Annotated in this window: 18 protein-coding genes and 1 pseudogene; 13 read left to right on the forward strand and 6 right to left on the reverse strand. The window is 50.2% G+C overall.

Going from position 1 to position 21,806, the window contains the following annotated elements:
* The first annotated feature begins 196 nt into the window (after positions 1 to 196).
* The gene (locus C9I92_RS25385) at positions 197 to 337 is read left to right on the forward strand and encodes a hypothetical protein (RefSeq protein ID WP_157038334.1); all 141 of its coding nucleotides are present in this window, start codon (positions 197 to 199) and stop codon (positions 335 to 337) included.
* A 9-nt stretch (positions 338 to 346) separates the two neighbouring features.
* Here the strand turns inward: C9I92_RS25385 and C9I92_RS07840 are convergent, their stop codons facing one another.
* A complete protein-coding gene (locus C9I92_RS07840) occupies positions 347 to 1,096 on the reverse strand; it encodes a sulfite exporter TauE/SafE family protein (RefSeq protein ID WP_047887704.1) in 750 nt (249 codons plus the stop codon).
* 832 nt (positions 1,097 to 1,928) lie between these two features.
* Between C9I92_RS07840 and C9I92_RS07845 the strand changes: the two genes are divergently transcribed.
* Together C9I92_RS07845 and C9I92_RS07850 are read left to right on the forward strand one after the other, a co-directional pair.
* Positions 1,929 to 2,426, forward strand: coding sequence for a putative pterin-binding protein (locus C9I92_RS07845; RefSeq protein WP_047887705.1), 498 nt, complete (start codon positions 1,929 to 1,931; stop codon positions 2,424 to 2,426).
* Positions 2,426 to 4,372, forward strand: coding sequence for a putative bifunctional diguanylate cyclase/phosphodiesterase (locus tag C9I92_RS07850; RefSeq protein ID WP_084712701.1), 1,947 nt, complete (start codon positions 2,426 to 2,428; stop codon positions 4,370 to 4,372). The genes C9I92_RS07845 and C9I92_RS07850 overlap by 1 nt, the downstream gene beginning before the upstream one ends.
* Before the next feature lie 78 nt (positions 4,373 to 4,450).
* Here the strand turns inward: C9I92_RS07850 and C9I92_RS07855 are convergent, their stop codons facing one another.
* A complete protein-coding gene (locus C9I92_RS07855) occupies positions 4,451 to 5,122 on the reverse strand; it encodes a PAS domain-containing protein (protein WP_047887706.1) in 672 nt (223 codons plus the stop codon).
* Positions 5,123 to 5,399: 277 nt separating this feature from the next.
* On the opposite strand from C9I92_RS07855, the pseudogene C9I92_RS07860 reads away from it, so the two are divergent.
* Positions 5,400 to 6,008: pseudogene (locus C9I92_RS07860) on the forward strand (murein L,D-transpeptidase catalytic domain family protein); the annotation flags it as partial.
* Positions 6,009 to 6,328: 320 nt separating this feature from the next.
* Here the strand turns inward: C9I92_RS07860 and C9I92_RS07865 are convergent.
* Entirely contained in the window at positions 6,329 to 7,480 is a 1,152-nt protein-coding gene (locus tag C9I92_RS07865; protein WP_047887707.1) for an iron-containing alcohol dehydrogenase, read from the reverse strand.
* Between the two features lie 309 nt (positions 7,481 to 7,789).
* Here C9I92_RS07865 and C9I92_RS07870 point away from each other — a divergent pair, with 309 nt between their 5' ends.
* The 3 genes from C9I92_RS07870 to C9I92_RS07880 all read left to right on the forward strand — a co-directional run bounded on the left by C9I92_RS07870 (position 7,790) and on the right by C9I92_RS07880 (position 10,087).
* A complete protein-coding gene (locus C9I92_RS07870) occupies positions 7,790 to 8,686 on the forward strand; it encodes an AraC family transcriptional regulator (protein WP_053061952.1) in 897 nt (298 codons plus the stop codon).
* 297 nt (positions 8,687 to 8,983) lie between these two features.
* Positions 8,984 to 9,493 (forward strand): porin family protein, encoded by a 510-nt coding sequence (locus C9I92_RS07875; RefSeq protein WP_047887708.1) that lies wholly within the window; start codon positions 8,984 to 8,986, stop codon positions 9,491 to 9,493.
* A 117-nt stretch (positions 9,494 to 9,610) separates the two neighbouring features.
* Positions 9,611 to 10,087 carry a hypothetical protein gene (locus C9I92_RS07880; protein WP_084712703.1) on the forward strand — a complete coding sequence of 159 codons (477 nt, stop codon included), beginning with the start codon at positions 9,611 to 9,613 and terminating at the stop codon, positions 10,085 to 10,087.
* 252 nt (positions 10,088 to 10,339) lie between these two features.
* Here C9I92_RS07880 and C9I92_RS07885 read toward each other — a convergent pair whose 3' ends face one another.
* The gene (locus tag C9I92_RS07885; RefSeq protein ID WP_047887709.1) at positions 10,340 to 11,371 is read right to left on the reverse strand and encodes an AraC family transcriptional regulator; all 1,032 of its coding nucleotides are present in this window, start codon (positions 11,369 to 11,371) and stop codon (positions 10,340 to 10,342) included.
* Between the two features lie 166 nt (positions 11,372 to 11,537).
* On the opposite strand from C9I92_RS07885, the gene C9I92_RS07890 reads away from it, so the two are divergent.
* Both C9I92_RS07890 and C9I92_RS07895 read left to right on the forward strand, forming a co-directional pair.
* The gene (locus C9I92_RS07890) at positions 11,538 to 11,954 is read left to right on the forward strand and encodes an MFS transporter (protein WP_242551943.1); all 417 of its coding nucleotides are present in this window, start codon (positions 11,538 to 11,540) and stop codon (positions 11,952 to 11,954) included.
* Positions 11,947 to 13,170, forward strand: coding sequence for an HlyD family secretion protein (locus C9I92_RS07895; protein ID WP_047887710.1), 1,224 nt, complete (start codon positions 11,947 to 11,949; stop codon positions 13,168 to 13,170). Before C9I92_RS07890 ends, C9I92_RS07895 begins: the two co-directional genes overlap by 8 nt.
* A 331-nt stretch (positions 13,171 to 13,501) precedes the next feature.
* On the opposite strand, the gene C9I92_RS07900 is transcribed toward C9I92_RS07895, so the two are convergent.
* Positions 13,502 to 14,674: a cation:proton antiporter gene (locus C9I92_RS07900; RefSeq protein ID WP_047887711.1), complete on the reverse strand. Its 1,173-nt coding sequence runs from the start codon at positions 14,672 to 14,674 to the stop codon at positions 13,502 to 13,504.
* A 496-nt stretch (positions 14,675 to 15,170) separates the two neighbouring features.
* Here C9I92_RS07900 and C9I92_RS07905 point away from each other — a divergent pair, with 496 nt between their 5' ends.
* The 4 genes from C9I92_RS07905 to C9I92_RS07920 are packed head-to-tail and all read left to right on the forward strand — an operon-like array spanning position 15,171 to position 19,979.
* A complete protein-coding gene (locus tag C9I92_RS07905; protein WP_047887749.1) occupies positions 15,171 to 16,547 on the forward strand; it encodes a TolC family protein in 1,377 nt (458 codons plus the stop codon).
* Positions 16,544 to 17,518 (forward strand): HlyD family secretion protein, encoded by a 975-nt coding sequence (locus tag C9I92_RS07910; protein ID WP_047887712.1) that lies wholly within the window; start codon positions 16,544 to 16,546, stop codon positions 17,516 to 17,518. Before C9I92_RS07905 ends, C9I92_RS07910 begins: the two co-directional genes overlap by 4 nt.
* 5 nt (positions 17,519 to 17,523) lie before the next feature.
* On the forward strand, positions 17,524 to 18,780 hold the full coding sequence (locus C9I92_RS07915) for an ABC transporter permease (protein WP_084712707.1): 1,257 nt from the start codon (positions 17,524 to 17,526) through the stop codon (positions 18,778 to 18,780).
* Complete coding sequence (locus tag C9I92_RS07920) at positions 18,777 to 19,979, forward strand: ABC transporter permease (protein WP_047887713.1); 1,203 nt, start codon at positions 18,777 to 18,779, stop codon at positions 19,977 to 19,979. The genes C9I92_RS07915 and C9I92_RS07920 overlap by 4 nt, the downstream gene beginning before the upstream one ends.
* A gap of 114 nt (positions 19,980 to 20,093) precedes the next feature.
* Here the strand turns inward: C9I92_RS07920 and exaC are convergent, their stop codons facing one another.
* Complete coding sequence (gene exaC / locus C9I92_RS07925) at positions 20,094 to 21,614, reverse strand: acetaldehyde dehydrogenase ExaC (protein WP_047887714.1); 1,521 nt, start codon at positions 21,612 to 21,614, stop codon at positions 20,094 to 20,096.
* Positions 21,615 to 21,806: the final 192 nt, after the last annotated feature.

The raw sequence follows: 21,806 nt of genomic DNA on the forward strand, positions 1-21,806 counted from the left end.
CATCCTATTTTGCGAACGTGACAACCTCGCGAACCTTATTAAAGAAATCACGTAATGGCAAAAAAACGCTATTTGGTGTTGAGATCTGGGCACATCATCACACTTGTTCTGAACGAAATGCGACCAAAGTGATTAATCAGTTAATGGCCAAGGCAATAGCGGTCGAAGAATTCATTTTGATGAGGAAGACCAAGCGATGATGTCTGCCGCTGACATTGCTGATGAGCGTCGCTGTAACGATGTGCTGATGGATTTCCACGGGTTTCATGCGATGTTGAAACCCGTGGGGAGACGAGTCGTGTATAACCGTACGGGAGGTTTTACCCAGAAAGTCTGAGCTGCAAGTTTATTGATAAGTCAGCCACACAGACAGCATCATTTTGAGGGCCAGCAGGCTGAGAATGATTTTTATCAGCAGCAGGACATGTTGGTTCTGGCTGCGGTGGCGTACCCGTGTGCCCAGCCAGGAGCCAAGAATGGCGCAAAGTACTAAGGTGGTCAGCAAGGGCCATTGCGACAGGTAATTAAAGCCCACTAAGCCAAACAGAATCAGCTTTAGTCCGTGGGCAATGGTCATCATCATGGCGGTGGTGGCCACAAGGTGGTTCTTATCGGACAGTTTCTTCATCATCATAGGATGAAAGAGGGGACCCGGCGCACCGACCAACAGTGACAGGCCGCTCAGAATAAACCCGGCCAAAAACATGGATTCAAATCGGCTCACCCATCGCATAAATCCCTGATGCCAGATGTTCATCAATATATAGCTGCCAATAAACAAGGGAAGGTATTCGGTTGCCAGACTAACGGCAGTCAATCCGACGAGAAGAGTACCGGTTATTGCACCTATGAGGTACGACGGAAGCAGTGACCAGCACACCTCGCGCCAGGAAAACATCGCCCGGCTGATGTTGCTGACCATTTGTGTGGCACCGTGTACCGGAATAATGGCAGCAGCCGGCAGGTAGAATGGCATGATCGCGATTAGCAGCATGCCTCCGCCAAATCCTAATACCGCGGCCACGACAGAGGTCATGATGGTGAACGTGCCTAAACTGAGCAGGTCAGTGACAGAAAGGGCAAAATTAGCCAGCATGTGATCTCCGGGGCTTTCATTGAAATTGAAGTGGACAGCCTTACAACGGTTTGAACAGACTGAAATGTGAACAGTGAAGTCTAAATTCACATACACCTGGAAACGTGTCAATGTGACGTGCTTGTTATTTTTTCTGTGAAAGTAAGCGTTGCTGCAGGAGATAGAACAATAAATATTTGTATCACTTAAAGTGATTGGAAATCATTTCCATTAACATATAGCGATTTAATGCTGTTGGTGACTTGGAAGGTGCCGATTACGCAATAAGATATATTTTGTAACAAATATATTGATAACAATTCATTTTATTTTGCATGGTGTTTGTTTTTTGCTCATCGTCTGTTTGATAGACAGTGATTATTGAAACCCACTCAATATATGGAAGAAGAATTACAGAACGTGATAATTTTCTCTAAAAATTATTAATAATTTATTTAATTGGAATTTATCTTTTCAAATAATTGACGTCGTATGATGTTTACAGAATGATGTTCTATGGCTGAAGTATGCTTTATGTGCATGATACGCTTTGCAATTTTATTAGCCTAACATATAATTTTCGTTAATGAATACTTGAGATTATGTATCGCTGCACGTTTGCACAACGCATTTCTTACGTTCTTTTCACTTACAAATCATATTGATATTTAAATTAAACCACCTAAACAAGTAGAGACTTGGGTGGGAATATCTATCTTCAATCAACGCCGACCAGAGAAGCATTCACCTACATTGATTTAAATAAACCGTGGGAAACAATATGAGTTACCCCCTAATGGGTATTTCTGATAAGCAACGTTAATTCAGGATACAGTCAGCCAGAGACATCAGGATGAATAGATTTTTTATTTTATTTCTTATCTCCCTCAGCAGTTTTGTCAGTAATGCTTCCGTTTTTCCGACACCGAAAATGGATGTGATTTTGTCGGTGAGCGGTGCCATTCATCACACGAATCTGAACCGCGCTGCGCAGTTTGATCGTGAGATGCTGGAACAGTTTCCGCAGACCCAGGTAGTCACATTGACGCCCTGGACGGATACCCTGCATCGGTACGATGGCGTATTACTGACCGATCTGCTGGATCAGTTGCAGGCCGAAGGGCACAGGGTTGTGGCAAAAGGGCTGAACGGTTATCAGGCCGAGTTGAACATGGAGGTCCTGGGCAAATACCCGGTCATTATTGCCATTAAAACCGATGGTGAGTACATGAGGGTTCGGGATAAAGGCCCGTTATGGCTGATTCTGCCGTTGTCGGATTACCCTGAATTAGATACGACGCTGTTCCATGAAGATATGGTCTGGCAACTACACGAGCTGGTTGTGTATTGATGTATAAGATAAAGATACTGCTGTTGTCGATGACGGTTGCCATTTTTGCAATCAGCTCTGTGGTCAGCTCTCTGCGCCATCACCATGTCACGGAACTGATCACCGGTTCAATGAAAGCGGTCAATTGGGCGGTGTCGGAACTGGATCGTGAACTCTACCAGTTTATGCACTCGTTGCAGCTGGTTGCGCTGGATTTTGAAGGTGCTGCGGACGTTCAGCTTCGCTTTGACATTCTTTGGAGTCGGATTGATGTACTGGCGGTTGGTGAAGAAAACCGGATGTTCCGAGAACGCCACGGTGCGGTCGAGCTGCTGGAGAACCTAAAACATGAGCTGGAACGGTTTGAACCTGAGGTATTTGCACTAACCGGTGGTGACCCGGCAGCGGAAAGGCTGATGCGTGAGTTTGCTCCGATTCAGAAACAGGTGCGGGAATTTTATGTTAACAATTTTTCAATCAAGTCGACTCGTGACAACCTGACCCGTATCTTTGATGCCCATACAGGAGAAGACTACTACTTATACGGTTTGTTATTGAGTGGTGCAATGCTGATTTTGTTGGTGATTCGGGAAAGCCGGATTAATCGGCGTCAGGCGTTTCGTGACCCTCTGACCGGATTGCCAAACCGTGCCTGTTTCAACGGGTGTCTGCAAGACGCCATCATATCGCTGGAGCCGGGGAAAAATCAGCAAATGGCCCTCTATACCCTGGATCTGGATAACTTTAAGGGCGTGAATGACTACCTTGGGCACGGTGCGGGAGACATCTTTTTAAAAGAAGTGGCCAGACGGCTGTCAGAATTACCTGCACGATGTAAAGTTGCCCGCTTGGGGGGCGATGAGTTTGTCATTCTTCAGCCTGCCGTGCAGGGAAGGGGCGAGTGCCTGCAGCTTATTGAACGAATCAAACAACAGTTTGACGATGAAATTGAGGTTGACGGGCACCGCCAGTTAGCCCAGATGAGCATCGGTATCAGCCTTTATCCGCAAGATGCGGCTGAGGCAGAGCAGTTGATGAGCCATGCAGATACTGCGATGTATACTGCGAAGAAGACCCGCGGAACCTCATACTGCTTTTTTGAGCCGTATATGAATGAGAAGGCCATTCGCCAGCGGGTGCTGACAGATGCGTTAAGCCAGGCGCTGATGCGTGGTGAGGTGAGGCAGGTTTATCAGCCGATTGTGTGCCTGCAAACCCGGGACATCAAGCTGGTTGAGTCACTGGTTCGTTGGCATCATGACATTTACGGCGATATTTCCCCGGCAGAAGTGATCGATATCGCAGAGAAATCCGGGTTGGCGCAAACGCTGAATGAGTGGGCGCTGGAACAGGCTTGCCAGCAGAATGTTCGCTGGCGACAGGCCGGGCTCCCGGCGATCCGGGTGGCAGTGAACATTTCACCGACCATGTATTCGCATTGTGATCTGGCGGAGATAGTCCAGCGCTTGCTGACTAAAACCGGGATGTCGGCGAACGATCTGGTACTGGAAGTCACTGAAGATACGGCATCGCATGATATTGAAAATTCTGCCAATGTGTTGCCAAAGCTGCGGGAGATGGGGGTAGAGCTGGCGCTGGATGATTTTGGTACCGGGTATTCCTCGCTCAGCCATTTACAGGAAATGCCGTTTCAGATCCTGAAAATTGATAAAAGCTTTATCTGGAAAATTCATCAGTCCGGCTACGATATTCGCTTTATCCGCGCCATTATTACCCTGGCGAAAGGACTGGGTATGCGAGTGGTGGCCGAAGGCATTGAACAGCAGGCGCAATACGCTGAAATGTTTGCTGAAGGCTGTGATTACGGTCAGGGCTTTTTGTTCAGCAGGCCAGTATCCGGCGAGGAAATGGTAGTAAAGCTGAGTCATATGCAGCAGCAACGGGTGGGCTCATCCTCGTTGTCCGCCTCGGAACGTTTGGCGGAAACACTGCCGACATCTGTCTAGTAGGCTATGTGGCTGAAGCACACTTTTTTAACAAGCTAAGCGTTAGCGATGACGTTTAACGAAGACATCCCCAAGGCCTCAGTTGAGGCCTTGTTCATCTATAACGGCAGAAACCGGACGTTTGAACAGTTGCTCAGGGATGACAGACAGCCATCCATGACTGCGTGCGTACTCAATCAGAGAGGCGCGGTTAGTAACGCCATAATCAGCAAACTTGGTGATCAAGTTGGCGATTTGCTTTTCCACCGCCTTCGGAGTGCGATGGATCAATTGTGCAATTTGTTTAGTCTGGCGTCCCCTTAACAGCCAGAAGAGCACGATTTCCTGGGATGAGGTTAACTGTACATCCTGTAGCGTCAGGGTACAGAGTGAGGCGTTTGTTTTATCAAGAGCAAACACTTCGGCAAACGTTGCCAGATTTACCCACTTTTTCAGGTTTATGGCATTGAACTGGATCCCCCATGTCTCACCATTAATCACTATCGGACGTTTCTCGAACGTGTAGGCATCAAAGCCATGCGCGTAGTGATGGATGTCAATTGTGGTGATTGTCTTGTTTTGTGCCATTGCCTGTCTGTCTTGTTGGACAAACACGGGCGCAAATTGAGCCGTATCACATGGTAGATCACCGTCTGTCAGCCCTTCGATGTTATCCGGTGCGTTGACCAGAGTGCGGTATGCCTGGTTAGCGTACGCAAACACGCCGTTTTTTGACTTCAGCCCTGCTGGCGTTGGGGTGTTTTCTAGCATGTGAATAAGGACAGATAAATATGTATTCTGATCGATTTTCACAGGCTTATTTTAGCAATTTGTAATTTAAAAAAAGTAGGGGAATTTCCCACTTTTGTTGGGGAAATTCCCCCGAGAGTTGCAGTTTTGATGACTTTGTGACCTTTTTGCGGTTTTAGTTGCATAATTTTGCGTAGCTGGTAGAGCCAGTAATAAAAAACAAATCTATTCAAATGCAGTCTGTTATTATTAGATGTGAGAATGAATACAAAGATAATGACAAAGTCGTAAACACAATATGCTTAAAAAACTTCTCTGCCTGTTGTACTTTCCTGCTGTAGTTCTGGCGAGCCCGAGCGAGTATGCAGAAAAGTTAGCCAAGGATGTGTATCAGTCTGCAAGATTGCAGGGGGTACTGGACTATAGCCTGCTTGAAGAAGGTGTTGACGCCTATCTCAGCCATGGCTCCGGCGCTAATCACCATCTGGTGCTCATCGATTTTAACCGTCCATCCTATCAGCGTCGTTTTTACGTGATAGACCTCTTGGAAAAAAAACTGAAGTATCATACTTTCACCACCCACGGTATTGAAAGTGGTGGCGCTTTCGCGACCAAGTTTTCCAACACGGTCAATTCTCGGCAAACCTCATTGGGCGTGTATAAGACCGCAGAAACCTATTACGGTAAATATGGTTACTCCTTGCGCCTGGACGGTTTGTCGGAAGGGGTGAACGATAATGCTCGTCGACGTCATATCGTGATCCACGGGGCCAATTATGCATCGCCGGACTTTCTGAAAAATAACAATTTTATTGGTTGGAGTTGGGGCTGCCCGGCACTGCCACCGGAAAAAAACCGTGAGATTATCGATGTGATTAAAGGTGGCAGCATTATTCTGGCCTCCCGCTACACTCAGGGACGGCAACTTCCGTTGGCGACAGCTAAACTGGACGCTACTCATTTAGCGGGTAATAAGCCCAACGAACACCAGTCTCAGCTGGCGGCTCAACCGGTGTCGGCCGGGGAAATGCTAGCGCGGGTTGAGCCTGATAGCTTGTAGCGAGCCATGCATTGAATATGCAGTAAGTTGATATTTCGGTGGGGTTGAAACGGCTCCGGATAAAAAACGCCCGAGGCTGATACAGCCTCGGGCGTTTTCATTGAGGTACAGGAGCGTGTTTTTCAGGCACCTAGAGTCCCAGCAAACTGGCGTTTAACCTGTTTCTGTCAGAGTGCGGCTTCCAGAATCGCTCGGCTGTCGTTCAGAGTGATGTTGCCGTGTTCACCCAGTGCTGTCATACCGTGGCTTTCAAGGCTGCTCATCAGCACATCAATATCGCTCTCGCCCAGTTTCACGTCGGCAAGACGAGTTGGCACCTGCATTTCTTTGAAGAAAGCAATGGTTCGCTCAATGGCCGCGTCGATGCGTTCATCAACAGAACCTTCACGGATACCGAAGATACGCTCAGCATATTGCAGCAGTTTTGCTTCTTTGTCGGCACGGCGTTCTTTCATGACCGCAGGCAGCACGATGCTGAGGGTACGGGCATGGTCGATACCATAGTTACCGGTGAGTTCATGGCCAATCATGTGAGTTGCCCAGTCGTGAGGCACCCCCACGCCAATCAGACCGTTTAATGCCTGAGTGGCGGTCCACATGATGTTGGCGCGCACATCCAGATCATCCGGGGTAGCCAGTGCTTTCGGGCCTTCTTCAATCAGATTGAGCAGCAGGCCTTCTGCAAAACGATCCTGTACTTTGGCATTCACCGGGAACGTCAGGTACTGCTCCATGACGTGGACAAAGGCATCGACAACGCCGTTGGCAACCTGGCGCGGAGACAGGCTCAGCGTGGTGGTTGGATCAAGTACCGCAAACAGTGGCTGGACTTTGTCAGTCATGAAAGCCAGTTTGTCTTTACCGCGTGAAACCACTGCACCTTTGTTGCTCTCTGAGCCTGTGGCAGGCAGGGTAAGTACGCAACCCAGTGGCAGCGCAGCTTCTACCGTATGCTGCTTGGCCAGAATGTGCCACGGATCTTCACCTTCATAGCAGGCTGCCGCAGCGATGAACTTGGTACCGTCAATCACAGATCCTCCGCCAACGGCCAGCAGGTAGTCGAATTTCTCATTGCGGATTTTCTCTACTGCTTTCATCAGGGTGTCATATTGCGGGTTAGGCTCAACACCGGCAAATTCAGCCCATTCATGACTAGCAAGTGCTGCGCTGACTTGTTCGTACACGCCATTCTTCTTGATGGAGCCACCACCATAAATCACCAGTACCTTCTTGTCTTTCGGAATGTCATTGGCGATAGCGGCGATTTGGCCTTCACCAAAATGGATGCGAGTTGGGTTCTGGTAGGTGAATTTTTGCATGATACGTCTCCAGGGTAGTGACTGCCTCACTGATAAGGCGAGTGAGGCCTGTTTTAGTACGCCAACAAGTTTACGCCAGTTAAGACTGAAAGGTGATGCTCGATCCTGTTTAATGCTTGCCTATTTCTCTCAAAATAAGTGAGGCGTGTTTGTCAGAAAATACTTGTGGTTTGCCAGATTTCATATTGTCTTGGTTAGGGTCCTGCTTTGTGAGTCACTCAGTCATTTACCTTGTTTTCCGCCCCAACCCTGCCTAAGATGGCGGTGAAACTCAGGTTCAGAGAAAGCATCCAATTTGGGAATACCACGATGAAAAAGTGTCAGGAAAAAGGTGAACAGCTTTGCCATTACTATGGTTTGAGCCATCAGGCCGGAATTGTTGAGACCGAGGTTCCTGGCGTTCGCCTGTTCAGAATCAACAAATACCACAAAGTGACACCTCAGATGTATCAGCAAGGGGTTGTCGTGATCTTACAGGGGAATAAGATTGGTCATCTCAACGATTATCGTTTTGAGTACGATACCGAACATTGCCTGATTGTGGCAACGCCATACCCTATCGCCTGTGAAACTTTTGCATCTGAAGACGCGCCGTTGATTGGCATTGATATTGATTTCGATCGAACCCTATTGCAGGAGCTGGTGGATAGCGTCGAACAGCATGACGATGGTACGCTGTGTTGGCGTGAAGAGTCTGGCCGTGGGGTCGCTGTAACGCCAATCACGTCGGGAATTGAAGACAGTGTCTGTCGACTGCTCAGTTGCCTGGATAAACCGTTGGATGCCAAAGTCCTTGGGCGCCAGTTACTGCGAGAGTTTTATTTTCAGTTACTGAAAAGTGAGCAGGGATACCTGCTGTCACAATATTGTAAGCAGGACAGTGCTCTGTCGAAAGTCTCGCGGGTGATTAACCATGTTCAGGTTCACTTCGATCAGAAATTGTCGATTGAAGAGTTGGCGGAAATGGCAGGGATGAGCGTTTCAGCATTTCACCGAACCTTCAAGCAAGTGGTGACCGATCCACCGTTACAGTACATCAAGAAAATTCGCCTGAACAAAGCAAAAACTCTGATGATTCAGGAAGGGATGCCCGCTAATGTGGCCGCGATAAAAGTCGGTTATGAAAGTCCAACCCAGTTTAGTCGGGAGTTCAAGCGGTATTTTGGCTTGCCGCCGAGCAAGGCGGGACAACTGGCGCTGGCCTGAGGAGTGGGCTCGCTAATGCTGCGCGGTGGCTTTGATCGAAAGCGGTCATTTTGCCTTTTGAGCATCAGATGTCTTGCGCAACGTTTGGTATACCGTTTCGTATGATTCATAAAAGTGGTGGCGAAAAAAATGTGCCGTTCAGCGTGCATTCAGATTAAAAACGATGTTTTATATTTTAAGTTGTGGTTAAGGTTGCAGGTGTAAGGTGTTTAACGAAGACAAACTTTACACACAATTTTTTTTCAACAGGTCGGTCAGGTGTGACCGGGCTGAGTGGAAGAGATAGGAGCAAAAAAGATGAAAAAAATCACTGCAATCTCAACACTGGCACTGGCTGTAATGGCTGCTTCTCCTGCATTTGCTGCTGACACTGAATGGTTTGTTGGTGGCGGTGTTGGTTACCAGAACGACAACGTAAAAGGTCAGTACGAACAAAACGGCGAAGATGCGACTTACCAACTGCGTGGTGGTGCCATCATCAACGATCACCACCGTCTGATGGGTACTTACAGCTATATGGATAAGTCAGAGCAAAACATGTTCTTGGCTTCATACGATTACCTACTGCCAGTTCATCAGAAAGTGAACCTGTTTGCGGGTGTATCTGCCGGTTTTGCTGACAGCGAAATTAACAACGACAGCTCATCTGACTTTGTATGGGGCGGCCAGGTAGGTGCGATGTACAAAATCACCGACAACTGGTCAACAGATCTGACTTACCGTTACCTGGATCAGGATTACAAAGAGAACAACACCAAGATCGACTACTCCCAGCAAGTTGTCTGGTCTGTGGACTACCACTTCTAATCCCATCCCGGATATGAAGACAGGGGAAGCATTGGCTTCCCCTTTTTTGTGGCTTTTGCTTACCACGAATACCTGCTATAACTGATTGTAATCAAATAAATATCAGGAGTTAAACGGATGCGGTTGGGTAAAGCTGTACAGGTGATGGTTTTTCTGTCTGGTTTGGCAGGTTCAGGTATGGCCGGCGCAACCAGTCTGGAAGGCGGCACCTGGCGTTGCCTGCGCCCTGATACGCCTGACAATATCCGGGAATGGACAACGTATCATTTCAATCACGACGGCACGATCCACTCTCAGGAGTGGGTGCAAACCCGCCAGGGTGATGAGATCGCGCTGGATTTTACCATGACGGTGGATTATCAACTGTCTCACAACGGTAAGCAGTATGTGCTGAAACCGGTTTTGTTACAACGTAACATCAAGGTGGACCGCGACAACCTCAACCCTTTTGACGCGGATGCACTACGTGATTTACTGGGATACCGAATTTTCTTTGAACCTGAATTCGGGGATGAAAATCACGCACGCTTTGAAATGCGCCACCATATCACGCCTAACCAGCGGTTTATCCTCCACTGTAGCCGCCAAATCTGAGTGGGTTAGCCTCATCTGAAGAATGTGCAGCCTTTGATTTTGGTCGCGTTCATTTTCTGATTTAACCAAAAGTCAGTCGCTGCCCAATATCTAAATCTAAATCTAAACCTAAACCTAAACCTAAACCTAAACCTCAAATCCTACTCTTAAAGGGGCATGAAACCATGCCTTGGTTGGGTTTTCTGTGTCCAGTTCCTTGCACCTCATTTCTTCTGGCAACGACAGCGCAGAGAGTGATGCAGGCGAGAGGCTTCAGTGGCGCATCCGCTCCAGCAATTTTTCTTTGTACTGGGTTGGTGTCTCTCGCCGCTGACGTTGAAACGCCTTGCTGAAACTTTGCACGTTCGAGTAGCCCAGTTTGGCTGCAATTTCTGCAATGGGGATATCCGCCTGCATATACTGTATAGCCTGATTACACAGCACATAGCTGGTAATTGACGTGAAGTTCCAGCCATAAAGACGCAAACGTCGCTGAAATTGCTGAGGTGACAGCGAGAATTTTCCGGCCACGGTATCCAGTGACGGAAAACCGAAACAGCGCGAATAATTGATCATTTCATAGACCGTTTTTGCGGCATCGTGGGGCTGGGGCATATTGAGAAATTCATCCAGCTCCAGGTTAGACAGCATCATCGGGCGCTGGCTCTGATACAAATGCTGATTACTCTGCTCCAGCACAGAAACATACAGCCAGACTTTGGTTTTAGGGGCATTCCAGCGAATGTCGCAACCGAAAAATGCCCGCAGTGCTTTCTCACCACAGGGAGGACCAGAGATCTCGACATTGAGGGGTTGGTAATTATGACCCAGAAAGTCGCGCAGGGTATTGGTGAACATGATTGCCATGCGCAGGCTGTCATGCAGCCGTCCTCGACCGTGCGAAAAATGGTTGTCGTAGCACCATTTGATGAACTTCCCGGACTGTTCGCCGTAAAACGTCGCTCCGGCCTGCAGACAGCTGGTACCGTAATTGATTCGGCGAAATGATAAGGCCAATTCCGGTGAGGATAAAAACCACTCGCCGAGTCTATCCATCTCTCTAAACGTCAAATCTTCAGCCAGCTTGACCATAAACGCCGGGTCACCGGTTTGTCTTTCCATGTTTTCTAACCAGCGATTGATATCGGAGAACGGAATTAACCGCATCGGTTCACGATACAGGACTTCTGGGATATCCAGTTGAGCCGGCGACAGACTGTAATGGCGGTTCAGTGCTTTCAGTAACGGCTGAAGAAAAATGGCCCGGGTAAAGGCAGCATTGAACAGGGGAGGGGACACAGACATGGTTTGAGTCTTCAGGGCTGATTGGCATGGTTAGATTATTTCATAGATCTGCTTAATTTGAATGAATCTGTCCGTATTTATTACAGCAGCCCACCTGATCTCACAAAATCACCTGCATAAAAACAATGTATTACATCTGACTTTTTGGTTCAGAACAGGAGAAGAAATGAGTCTCGTCAGCATGCCATTTGTTGATACCGGGGTGGATACTACCCTGCATATCGTGGCGGGCGTGGTACTGGTAGGTGCCATTGTTGCCGCTGCATACGGATTTTGGCGCATTCATGAATTACCTATTCAGAAAGCCCACAAAAAAGAGCATCGCCAGCTAGGGCTGATTACAGCCCTGACCTGGATTGGATTTATCTGGCACTGGGTGTGGGTGATGGCGGTGATCATTGCGTTTGTCGATGGTGAAGCGGCGCTGCGCCGGATCCGTGATATCTGGTTCGGTCGCGATGAAGAAGCGGCGAAGCACCCGGTAAAGAGTGATGCGTTGTCAGCAACGGCGGCACATGCACCACACTCTTCGCGTCAGGTGGCGGCGGGAGAAAACGTGTCGACGGAGGCTGATCATGCTTGAAGGATTAGCGGTATGGGCGCTGTTTATTTACCTGTTACGTATGGTCGGCATGCCATGGAACAAATACACCCAGTCATTCGCCTATCTTGGTGGTGGCGGCTGGCTGATTTTTGTCTGGATCGGACTGATTACGTTTGCGCCGATGGACATGTCTGGCGGGTCGGTCGTGCAGTCGCCGTTTATTCAGCTTCGACCAGCCTCCAAAGATATTCGTGGTCATGTGGACCAGATTCTGGTGAAGCCAAATGAGAAAGTGAAGCAAGGGCAGTTGATTTATACCCTAAATAGCGAACCGTACCAGATTGCGCTGAACAAGGCGGAAGCCAAACTGGCGTCGACAGCAGCGACCCTGTCGATTGCTCGTGAGGATGTCCGCATCGCCCATGAGAATAAACTGGCCGCTGAGGAAGACATCGAGATTGCGGAAAACCAGCTCATTGCGGCGAAAGAAGATTTGACGTGGAAACAGACGACGCTACAGCGTTATGTCGAGCAGAACCGTATTGTGCAGCATACCATCACTGAAACTCAGCTAGATGAACAGCGCACGGCCGTTAATGTTGCCAAGGCTGAGCAGGTAACACTGGTCTCCAAAGTTGAGCAAGCGAAGCTGGCAGCGAACCGCGCGACGCTGGCTTGGGAGAAAGCCCAACTGGAAGTCAGCAGCCGGGAAGCGGCTTTGGCAGAAAAGCAGGAATTGGTCGCACAGGCTGAATGGAATCTGGACCATACCCGTATATATGCGCCCGCCGATGGTTATTTGACCAACTTCATCATGCGTGAAGGGCAATATGTTGGTGTGATTCCGCGTATTCAAATGTATACCAACGAAAAATACGTGTTGATGCGGGTAAATCATCAGGCGATTCGCAATGTGAAAGTGGGTCAGCGAGCTGAGTTTGCGTCTGCGGTGTATCCCGGCACTATTTTTAATGCGCAAGTGGAAGGCATTATCGAAGCAACCGGCGAAAGTCAGGGCAACCTGATTGGACGGGATGAATATGTGCGTATGACAACGGGTCAAAATGCTATGAACAAGCACCATTTTGTTCGTCTGAAGCTGGAAGAATCTGCGGGGTATGACATTCCGGTCGGCTCAGCTGGTATCGCATGGATCAGTGCTGAAAAGCCTAACAGTTTCCTGCAGTTTCTGGATGTGCTGCGTGGCATCATCATTCGTATGAAATCTCAGATCTTCTATATCTGGTCCATGTAATCCTGAGGCAGTGGATAATAGACAAACGGATAAAAAGAAAATGTGAGAGAAGAAACCGAGTAGGACTTGGATAGACGCACGCCTTAGCCGCAATCCCGGCTAAGGCCACAAGCGCAGCCAAGTCTGAAAAACACTATTCAACGATTTCTACGTTCATGCTGACCGTAGTTTGCTGCAACCCTTGAGGCTGGGGTTGCAGCTTTTTTTTGTTTAATTCAGCAGGGCGGATCGGCTGAGCCACAAGCGCGGGAGGACACACCCAAGTGAATACCAGTTATCAGGAGGATTCCAGTTATCAGGTGGATTCAAGGTAAGAGCCGATGTAAAGACATCAGTCCTGACGTAACGTTTTGACCGTGGAGATGGGGGTCGGGTAGCGCTTCACGACCCAGTAGGTCGACAGAATAAAGGTGGCCATAGTCGCAAACTGAATGAACAGCGCTGCCTGATTGGACAGCATGCCGGTCTCCATGGCGGCATAAGCGACCAGGAAGGAAAACTCACTTGCCTGACTGAGCCGGGCACTGAGTTCCTGATGCATACTGGGTTTCTCTTTGGCCAGCTGCAAGGCAACTTTAAATCCCCAAAATTTCACACCAACCAGAATAACCCCAAATGCCAGCCCCAGCAGGCTGTAGATATTGGCTTGCTGAATATCTATTCTGGCCCCGATGGCAAAGAAAAACAGGATAAGGAAAAACTCCCGCAGCGGTTTGAGGTGGACGGCAATAGCCTGTGATACCTGACTGACCGCAATGGACAGCCCCGCGATAAATGCGCCGCTTTCGTAAGACAACCCCACCTGATGTGCGAGCTCTGACCAGAAAAAACACCAGGCTAAGGTGGTCACAAAGCTGTATTCCTGAATGACATCGAAACGCCGGAACAGGGGCAAAATCACAAATCTTACCCCCAGAAAAGCCATCACACACATCAGAGCAAACTCGCCCAGCATCATCAGGAAGCTCAATGCCATTGCCTCACCGCTTTCCATGTTGAGGAAAATAATGACGCTGATCGCCAGAATATCCTGTACCAGCAAAATACTGGTAATCACTTCCCCCATACGTTTGTGGTGCAGAGTGGTGGTCGGAATGAGCTTTAGTCCGATGACGGTACTGGAAAACATCAAGGCCGCGGCAATGATTGCAGAATCCAGTAGTGGCAGTCGGATCAGCAGGCAAAATCCGAGGGTCACGGCAAAAAAGAAAGCGCTGGTGCACAGAGTGATAATGGCGCTTTCATGAAACAGACTGAGCAGCTTTTTGGGTTGCAGGTTCAGGCCGATCAAAAACAACAGCAGAATGACCCCCAGATTACCGAACTGAGTAATATTTTCGGCACTGGTGACCAGATTGAGCCCGTGTGGCCCCAGCAGCAGACCGGCCGCAATGTAGGCAAGAATGATGGGCTGGCAGGCATATAGAAACAGGGTGCCCAACAGGGCTGCGCTGATAATGATCACGCAAAGCTCAAAAATCAGGGGAGCTAAGTCAAGGGACATACAGGCAGTACCACAGTCTTTCAGAGGGCAGTCTTTATTGTGGTTCAGAACCTCAGGGTGTGCTTAGGTGCCAGATTGCGTATCATGTCTGGGTTTCTGTATAACGCTGTATGTGCAAGTTGCTGAAATAAAGTGCGGATGCAATGCGTCCATACCAGCAGACCAGAACAGCTTGAGACTGACAACTGACAGAAGACTTGGTTGCCCTGTGGGAGGGTTCAGGCACGTGTTTGACATTAGCTGTGCTTGTCAGATAAGGAGACTGGTTGTTTTTTAGAGCTATTGCTCTAGAATTGGCAGTTTCAATCCGTCTCTATCGTCAACGGTAAACGGCCAGGAATGGTTTATAGGTAAAAAAATGAAGAAGAAGCGAACAGTCTGGTGGCCGGGCTGTGCCTCATTATGGCTCTCGGTTGCCTGCGTAGCCTCACCGGTTTCTCAGGCCTCACCGGCCCAGATAGCAGTATCTGGTGCGTCGGCCACTCAGGGGGCCACGATGACAAGCCGCATCGAGAGCGGACATACACAGCAGACCATCAGTTTTTGGGATGCCTGGCAGAAAGTTATCAGCGAGAACGATGGCCTGGCCGCTGAGCGAGCAAATGTGGACCGGTATCGCCATATGCAGGATGCCGCCAGGGATCTCTACCTGCCGAAAGTCACTGCGTCAGCCAACTACACCCGGCTGGATCAGGCCGTTGAAATTAAGCCATCGGATCTGGCTGCTAGTATGCCGGCTGGCGAGGCGATTCAGGGCATAGCCCAGATGCTGGGGATCAACCCGGCTAATATCGATCGCTTGTTTACTTCGCAACTGACAGACAGGGATGTGTTTACCAGTTCGATCCGAGCGGTTTGGCCGATTTTTACCGGTGGCCGAATTACCGCTGCGCAGGATATTGCCGAAGGACAGACGGTTGAAGCGAAATCCCTTTTGGCGATGAAGCAGCAAGCGACGTTTGAAGACCTGTCCAAGTTTTATTTTGGCGTCGTAATGTCAAAGCAGGTGCTTGATACTCGTATTGATGTAGAGAACGGCCTGAAAAAACATTGGGAGCATGCCCAAAAACTGGAGCAGCAAGGACAGATCGCTCGTGTTGAACGTCTGCAGGCAGAGGCATCCTATGACAAAGCGCGGGTTGATCGCCAAAAAGCCCAACGGGATTTGGAAATTGCCCAGGCAGCATTGTCTCGGTTACTGAAATTCCCGGGTGCCGTGATGCCGTCTACGGCGCTGTTCATCAATCCGTCGCTGCCGCCGATGCACACTTTTATCGACAAGACGCTGGCAGACTACCCGGGTTTACAGATTCTTGACGCCAAACGCCGTCAGGCGCGGGGACTGATTGATGCGGAAAAAGGCAAGTACTACCCGGAAGTGTTCTTGTACGGCAATTACAGCCTGCATGAAGATGACACCTTGGCCGCGAAAACGGCACCTGACTGGGCGGTTGGCGTTGGAGTATCAATTCCGCTGGTGGATAACGGTGGTCGCTCCGGCAAAGTTAAAGCTGCGCACAGTGCCGTGACTCAGGTGAACTATCTGCGGGCCCAGGCTGAGCAGGATCTGTCGGTGCTGGTTGAAAAAACATACCGCGAAGCGATGCAGTCGCTGGAGGAATACCATGGTCTGGCGTCCAGCCTGTCTTTGGCACAGGAAAATCTCAACCTGCGTGAAAAAGCCTTTAGTCAGGGTCTGTCGACATCACTGGATGTGGTCGACGCAGAGTTATACCTTGCCGGTATCCGAACCCAGCGTTCGGCGGCAGCCTATCAGTATGTCATGTCACTGACCAAGTTGTTGGCGGTCAGCAGCGATATCAATCAATTCAGTCAATATCAGCAATACCAGGGGATTAAGGTTCAGTCATGAGTAAGTTGAAAACATTGGCCGCGGTTATACCGGCTGCGGCATTGGTCGGATGGCTGGGTTACTCCTTCTGGCAGGCTTATCAGCCGTCTCCCGTCCGTTTGCAGGGGCAAGTTGAAGCCCAGCAGTACAATATCTCATCCAAAGTGCCGGGACGTATTGAACATGTTCTGGTGCGTAAGGGGGATACGGTTGCGAAGGGTGATCTGATTTTTACTCTGCTGAGCCCGGAGCTGGACGCCAAGCTGGAGCAAGCCCGTGCCGGTGAAGAAGCCGCGGGCGCGCTGGCACAGCAGGCAGAAAACGGTGCGCGTTCTCAGGAAATCGCAGCAGCGAAAGATCAATGGCAAAAAGCTAAAGCCGCCGCCGGATTGATGGAAAAAACCTATCGCCGGGTCGACAACCTGTACAAAGACGGTGTGATGGCCGAGCAAAAACGGGATGAAGCCTTTACCCAGTGGCAGGCAGCGCTTTATACCGAACGCGCCGCTTATCAGATGTATGCTATGGCCACAGAGGGGGCGCGGGAAGAAACCCGTCGTGCCGCGCAGGAAAAAGCCCGCATGGCCGCTGGCGCAGTGGCGGAAGTGGAAGCTTACGCGGCGGATACCCAGATCACCAGTTGGTACAACGGTGAGGTTACCCAAGTTTTGTTGCATGAAGGAGAGCTGGCACCGCAGGGTTTCCCGGTGGTCAGCGTGGTTGACATGCAGGATGCGTGGGCTGTGTTCCATGTCAAAGAAGATCAACTGAACAAGTTTACCCCCGGGGCAGAGTTTAATGCGGTGATTCCGGCGCTGGGTGATAAAGCCCATGCGTTCAAGGTTAGCCATGTGGCGGCCATGGGGGATTTCGCTACCTGGCGTACCACCGATCCGGCGCAGGGTTTTGACATGCGTACGTTTGAGGTGGAAGCGCGCCCGATGAAGCCGATTGAGCATCTCCGTGTCGGGATGAGTGTAATTATCGAGTAATGACAATGGCACATTCCGATTTATCCGTTACGCCACCGACATGGTGCAGACGACAGGCACTGAAACAGGAATGGCAGCTGATCCGGCGTGATGGTTGGCTTTTCGCGATGGTGAGCTGGGTACCGGTGCTGGTGTTCCTCCTGCTGTGGGGCGTATTTTCTGCCGGGATCGCCAGAGATTTACCGATCGGGGTGGTTGATGGCGACCACAGCCGTCTGTCGCGCCAGTTGATCCGTGATTATGACGCCAGCCCGACGCTCAGTGTGACCAGATCGTTCACGTCGGTTGAAGAGGGGGGCGCGGCACTGCGGGGCGGTGATATTTATGCGCTGGTGGTCGTACCGCGGGATCTGGAAAAAGAGACCCTGACCGGCAAAGCGCCCACGGTTACGGTGTTTTACAACAGCCAGTTTATTCTGATTGGCAAACTGGTGAACTCGGCGGTGTTGCAGGCGCAAGGAACACTGAACGCCAAAGTGGAAGCTTTGCAGCATATGGCATCGGGAGCCTCGGTTCCGTTACAGGCGCTGGGGCAGGCCGTGCCGGTGCAAAGTCAGATCACGCCGCTTTATAACAGCAACAGCCACTACGGCCAGTTTCTGGTGGCGGCTGCAATTCCTGCCGCATGGCAGATTGCGATAGTGATCACCACCATCATGGCCCTCGCCGCAGAACAGCGTGGACGGGGGATAAGCTCATGGCTGGAAAGTTATCCGGTTCGCCGCCTGTTGGCGAAATTGTTGCCCTATACCTTGATATTCACGTTGCATGGTGCGCTGTTCCTTTGGGGGGTGTACGGCGTACTGGACTGGCCGATGCACGGTCACTGGGGCGTTCTTTTGTTGGCGCAATGCCTGACGGTTATTGCCTGTCAGGGCATTGCCAGCCTGCTTTTTCTGATGACCTTGGATGCCACCAAAGCAATGAGTCTGGCGGCGGGGTTTACCGCGCCGGCCTTTGCGTTTGTTGGGGTGACGTTTCCGGCGACTGATATGCCGGGGTTTGCTCAGTTCTGGCGTGCGATGCTGCCAGTATCGCACTATCTCGATATACAGTTACATCAGGTTAACCATGGACAGAGCTGGTCACAGGCCATGCCGCAGTTGTTGGTGTTGGCCGTCTTTTCGGTGACGCTGTGCCTGGCCGCCTGGCGGGTGACTCACCTGGCGAAGCCGAACAACCCCACGCCGCCTGGTGTCAGTGACATTAATCGCGTCAATGACATCGGCGCAAGCCAGAGCGAACAGGAGGGGAGTCAATGAGCTGGCGTACCTTGTTTAAGTTTGAGTTGCGCGCCATTTTTACCAATCCGTCCATTCTGTTTACGGTTTTTGGTGGCGTCCTGATTTACTCTTTTCTGTATCCGATGCCTTATGCCAATCAGCTGCCGCGGGAGCAGGCAATTGTGGTCGTCAACCAGGATAAAACCCCGCTCAGCCGTGAACTGGAACGCATGGTGGATGCCACGCCGCAAGTAACCATTGCCGTCAGGGCAGAGTCTCTGGCTGAGGCCCGGCAACGCATCAATGCCGGGCAAGCTGAAGGCTTGTTGGTGATCCCGCCGAATTTTTACCGGGATTTGTTGCTGGGGAAAAGCCCGACACTGGTTTACGCCGGTGATGCGGCTTATTTTCTGGTATATGGCACGGTGGTGGAAGGGTTAGCTTCTGCCGGAGGCACACTGGCCGCCAAAGCCAAGGTCAGCCGTATGGTCATGTCCGGTGAAAACCTGACTCTGGCTGCCCAGCAATTTACCCCGATAAAGCTCAATGCCCAGCCGGTTTTTAATCCGGGGATGGGGTATGTCAATTATGTGGTGCCGGCCGTTTTTGTATTGATTCTGCACCAGACGCTGCTGATTGCGGTCGCCTTGCTTGGAGGCGGGCAGAATGAGTATCGTCTGGCCGGAAAAACCGGCTACTGGCTGCAGTATCCGGCCTGGCAAGTGGTGGTGGTTCGGGGAATCTGCTTTTCGCTGATTTATCTGCCGCTGGTCATGTACTATTTCGGCTTCAGTTTCAGCTATTACCACATCATCCGACTGGCCAATATCTGGGATTTGCTGGCGGTTACGCTGCCGTTTTTACTGGCAGTGATTTTCCTGGGAATGATTCTGGGACAGCTTATTCCGCGCCGGGAACTGGCCACGGTTGTCGTACTGCTCAGTTCGTTACCGTTAGTTTTTTCGGCAGGTTTTATCTGGCCGCCGGAAGCGATACCGGCACCGATAACGGCACTGGCACAGTTGATTCCGTCGACACCTGCGATTAATGCTTTTCTGCGTCTGAATCAGATGGGGGCGGATTTCCATCAGGTCGTTGGCTGGTGGACGCAGTTGTGGTTACAGGTGGCGGTTTATGGGGGCATCGCAGCAGCAATGATGTTGTCTGTTAAACGTCAGCGGAAGCAACAGGTGCGGGTGGCAGGGAGCACTCAGCATAAAAACGAAAACAGCCATTAAGCAGCATTCTGTATTCCTGTCAATAAAAGAGCGATAGGGTTTCCCCTATCGCTCTTTGTCTTATCAGGGCATCAGCCCTATGAGAGGACGCTTCTCATTGACGTTGTTTTTGAATCAGAAGAAACCCAATGCGTTGTCGCTGTAGCTGACCAGCATGTTTTTGGTCTGCTGGTAATGATCAAGCATCATTTTGTGGGTTTCACGGCCAACACCAGACTTCTTGTATCCGCCAAAGGCTGCGTGTGCCGGGTAGTGGTGATAGCAGTTTGTCCATACACGACCGGCCTGAATCGCACGGCCCATGCGGTACGCCAGGTTCATGTCGCGGGTCCAGACCCCGGCACCCAGACCAAACTCAGTATCGTTCGCAATGGCGATGGCTTCCGCTTCGTCTTTGAACGTGGTGACTGCCACAACCGGACCAAAAATCTCTTCCTGGAAAACACGCATCTTGTTGGTGCCTTTCAGCAATGTTGGCTGGATGTAGAAGCCGCTACCCGGCAGACTTGATGTTTGATCGATACCGCCACCGATCAGCACCTGTGCGCCTTCTTCTTTACCGATTTCCAGGTAAGACAGGATTTTGTTGTACTGCAGCTTTGAAGTCTGCGCACCTACCATGGTCTCGGTATCCAGTGGGTTGCCGCGTTTGATTTCCTGGATACGAGTAATGATACGAGCGATGAATGCGTCGTAAATGTCTTCCTGAATCAGCAGGCGCGACGGACAGGTACAGACTTCACCCTGGTTGAAGAAGGCCAGTACGGCACCTTCAACACACTTGTTGATGTAGGCTTCGTCCTGATTCATGACATCAGAGAAATAGATGTTCGGTGACTTACCGCCCAGCTCAACGGTCGACGGAATGATATTTTCCGCGGCACATTTCAGGATGTGGGATCCGGTAGGCGTCGAACCGGTAAAGGCAATTTTTGCAATACGTGTGCTGGTTGCCAGCGCTTCACCGGCTTCGGCACCAAAGCCGTTAACCACATTCAGTACGCCCGGTGGCAGTAGGTCGCCAATGACTTCAACCAGTTTAAGGATAGAAACCGGAGTCTGCTCGGCAGGCTTTAGGATCACACAGTTACCTGTGACCAGTGCCGGCGCCAGTTTCCATGCTGCCATCAGTAGTGGGAAGTTCCAGGGGATGATCTGACCGACAACACCCAGCGGCTCATGGAAGTGATAGGCCACGGTGTTTTCATCGATCTCACCAATCGAGCCTTCCTGGGCACGGATACAACCAGCATAGTAACGGAAATGATCGACGCAAAGCGGCAGGTCGGCAGCCAGAGTTTCACGCACGGCTTTACCGTTATCCCAGGTTTCTGCCACAGCCAGCATTTCAAGATTAGCTTCAATGCGATCAGCAATTTTTAGCAGGATATTGGAGCGGTCTGCGACCGAGGTTTTGCCCCATGCATCTTTTGCATTGTGAGCAGCATCCAGCGCCATTTCGATATCTTTGGCGCAAGAGCGAGGAATTTCACAGATAACTTCGCCATTTACAGGGCTGATGTTCTCAAAATAGGTGCCTTCAATCGGGGCAACCCATTCACCATTGATGTAGTTTCCGTAGCGGGATTTAAACTCAACAATACTGCCTTCTTGTCCAGGGCATGGGTAAATCATATTGTCTTGCTCCTTGTTTCGTTATTATCTGAGAGTGTGGACTGTTGCTGGAGTCACACTGTCGTTGGTAAGCAAGGTTAATTTAGTGTTAAAAGCGTGTGCTTTCTTTCATCAGAGTACAGACTAATTGACTGTGGGTGCATATTTCACCATGATATGAACTCAAACAAATTAACAACTGGTTAACAATGC

This window comes from Photobacterium ganghwense (genome assembly GCF_003025595.1).
GTDB classification, from domain to species: Bacteria; Pseudomonadota; Gammaproteobacteria; order Enterobacterales; family Vibrionaceae; genus Photobacterium; species Photobacterium ganghwense.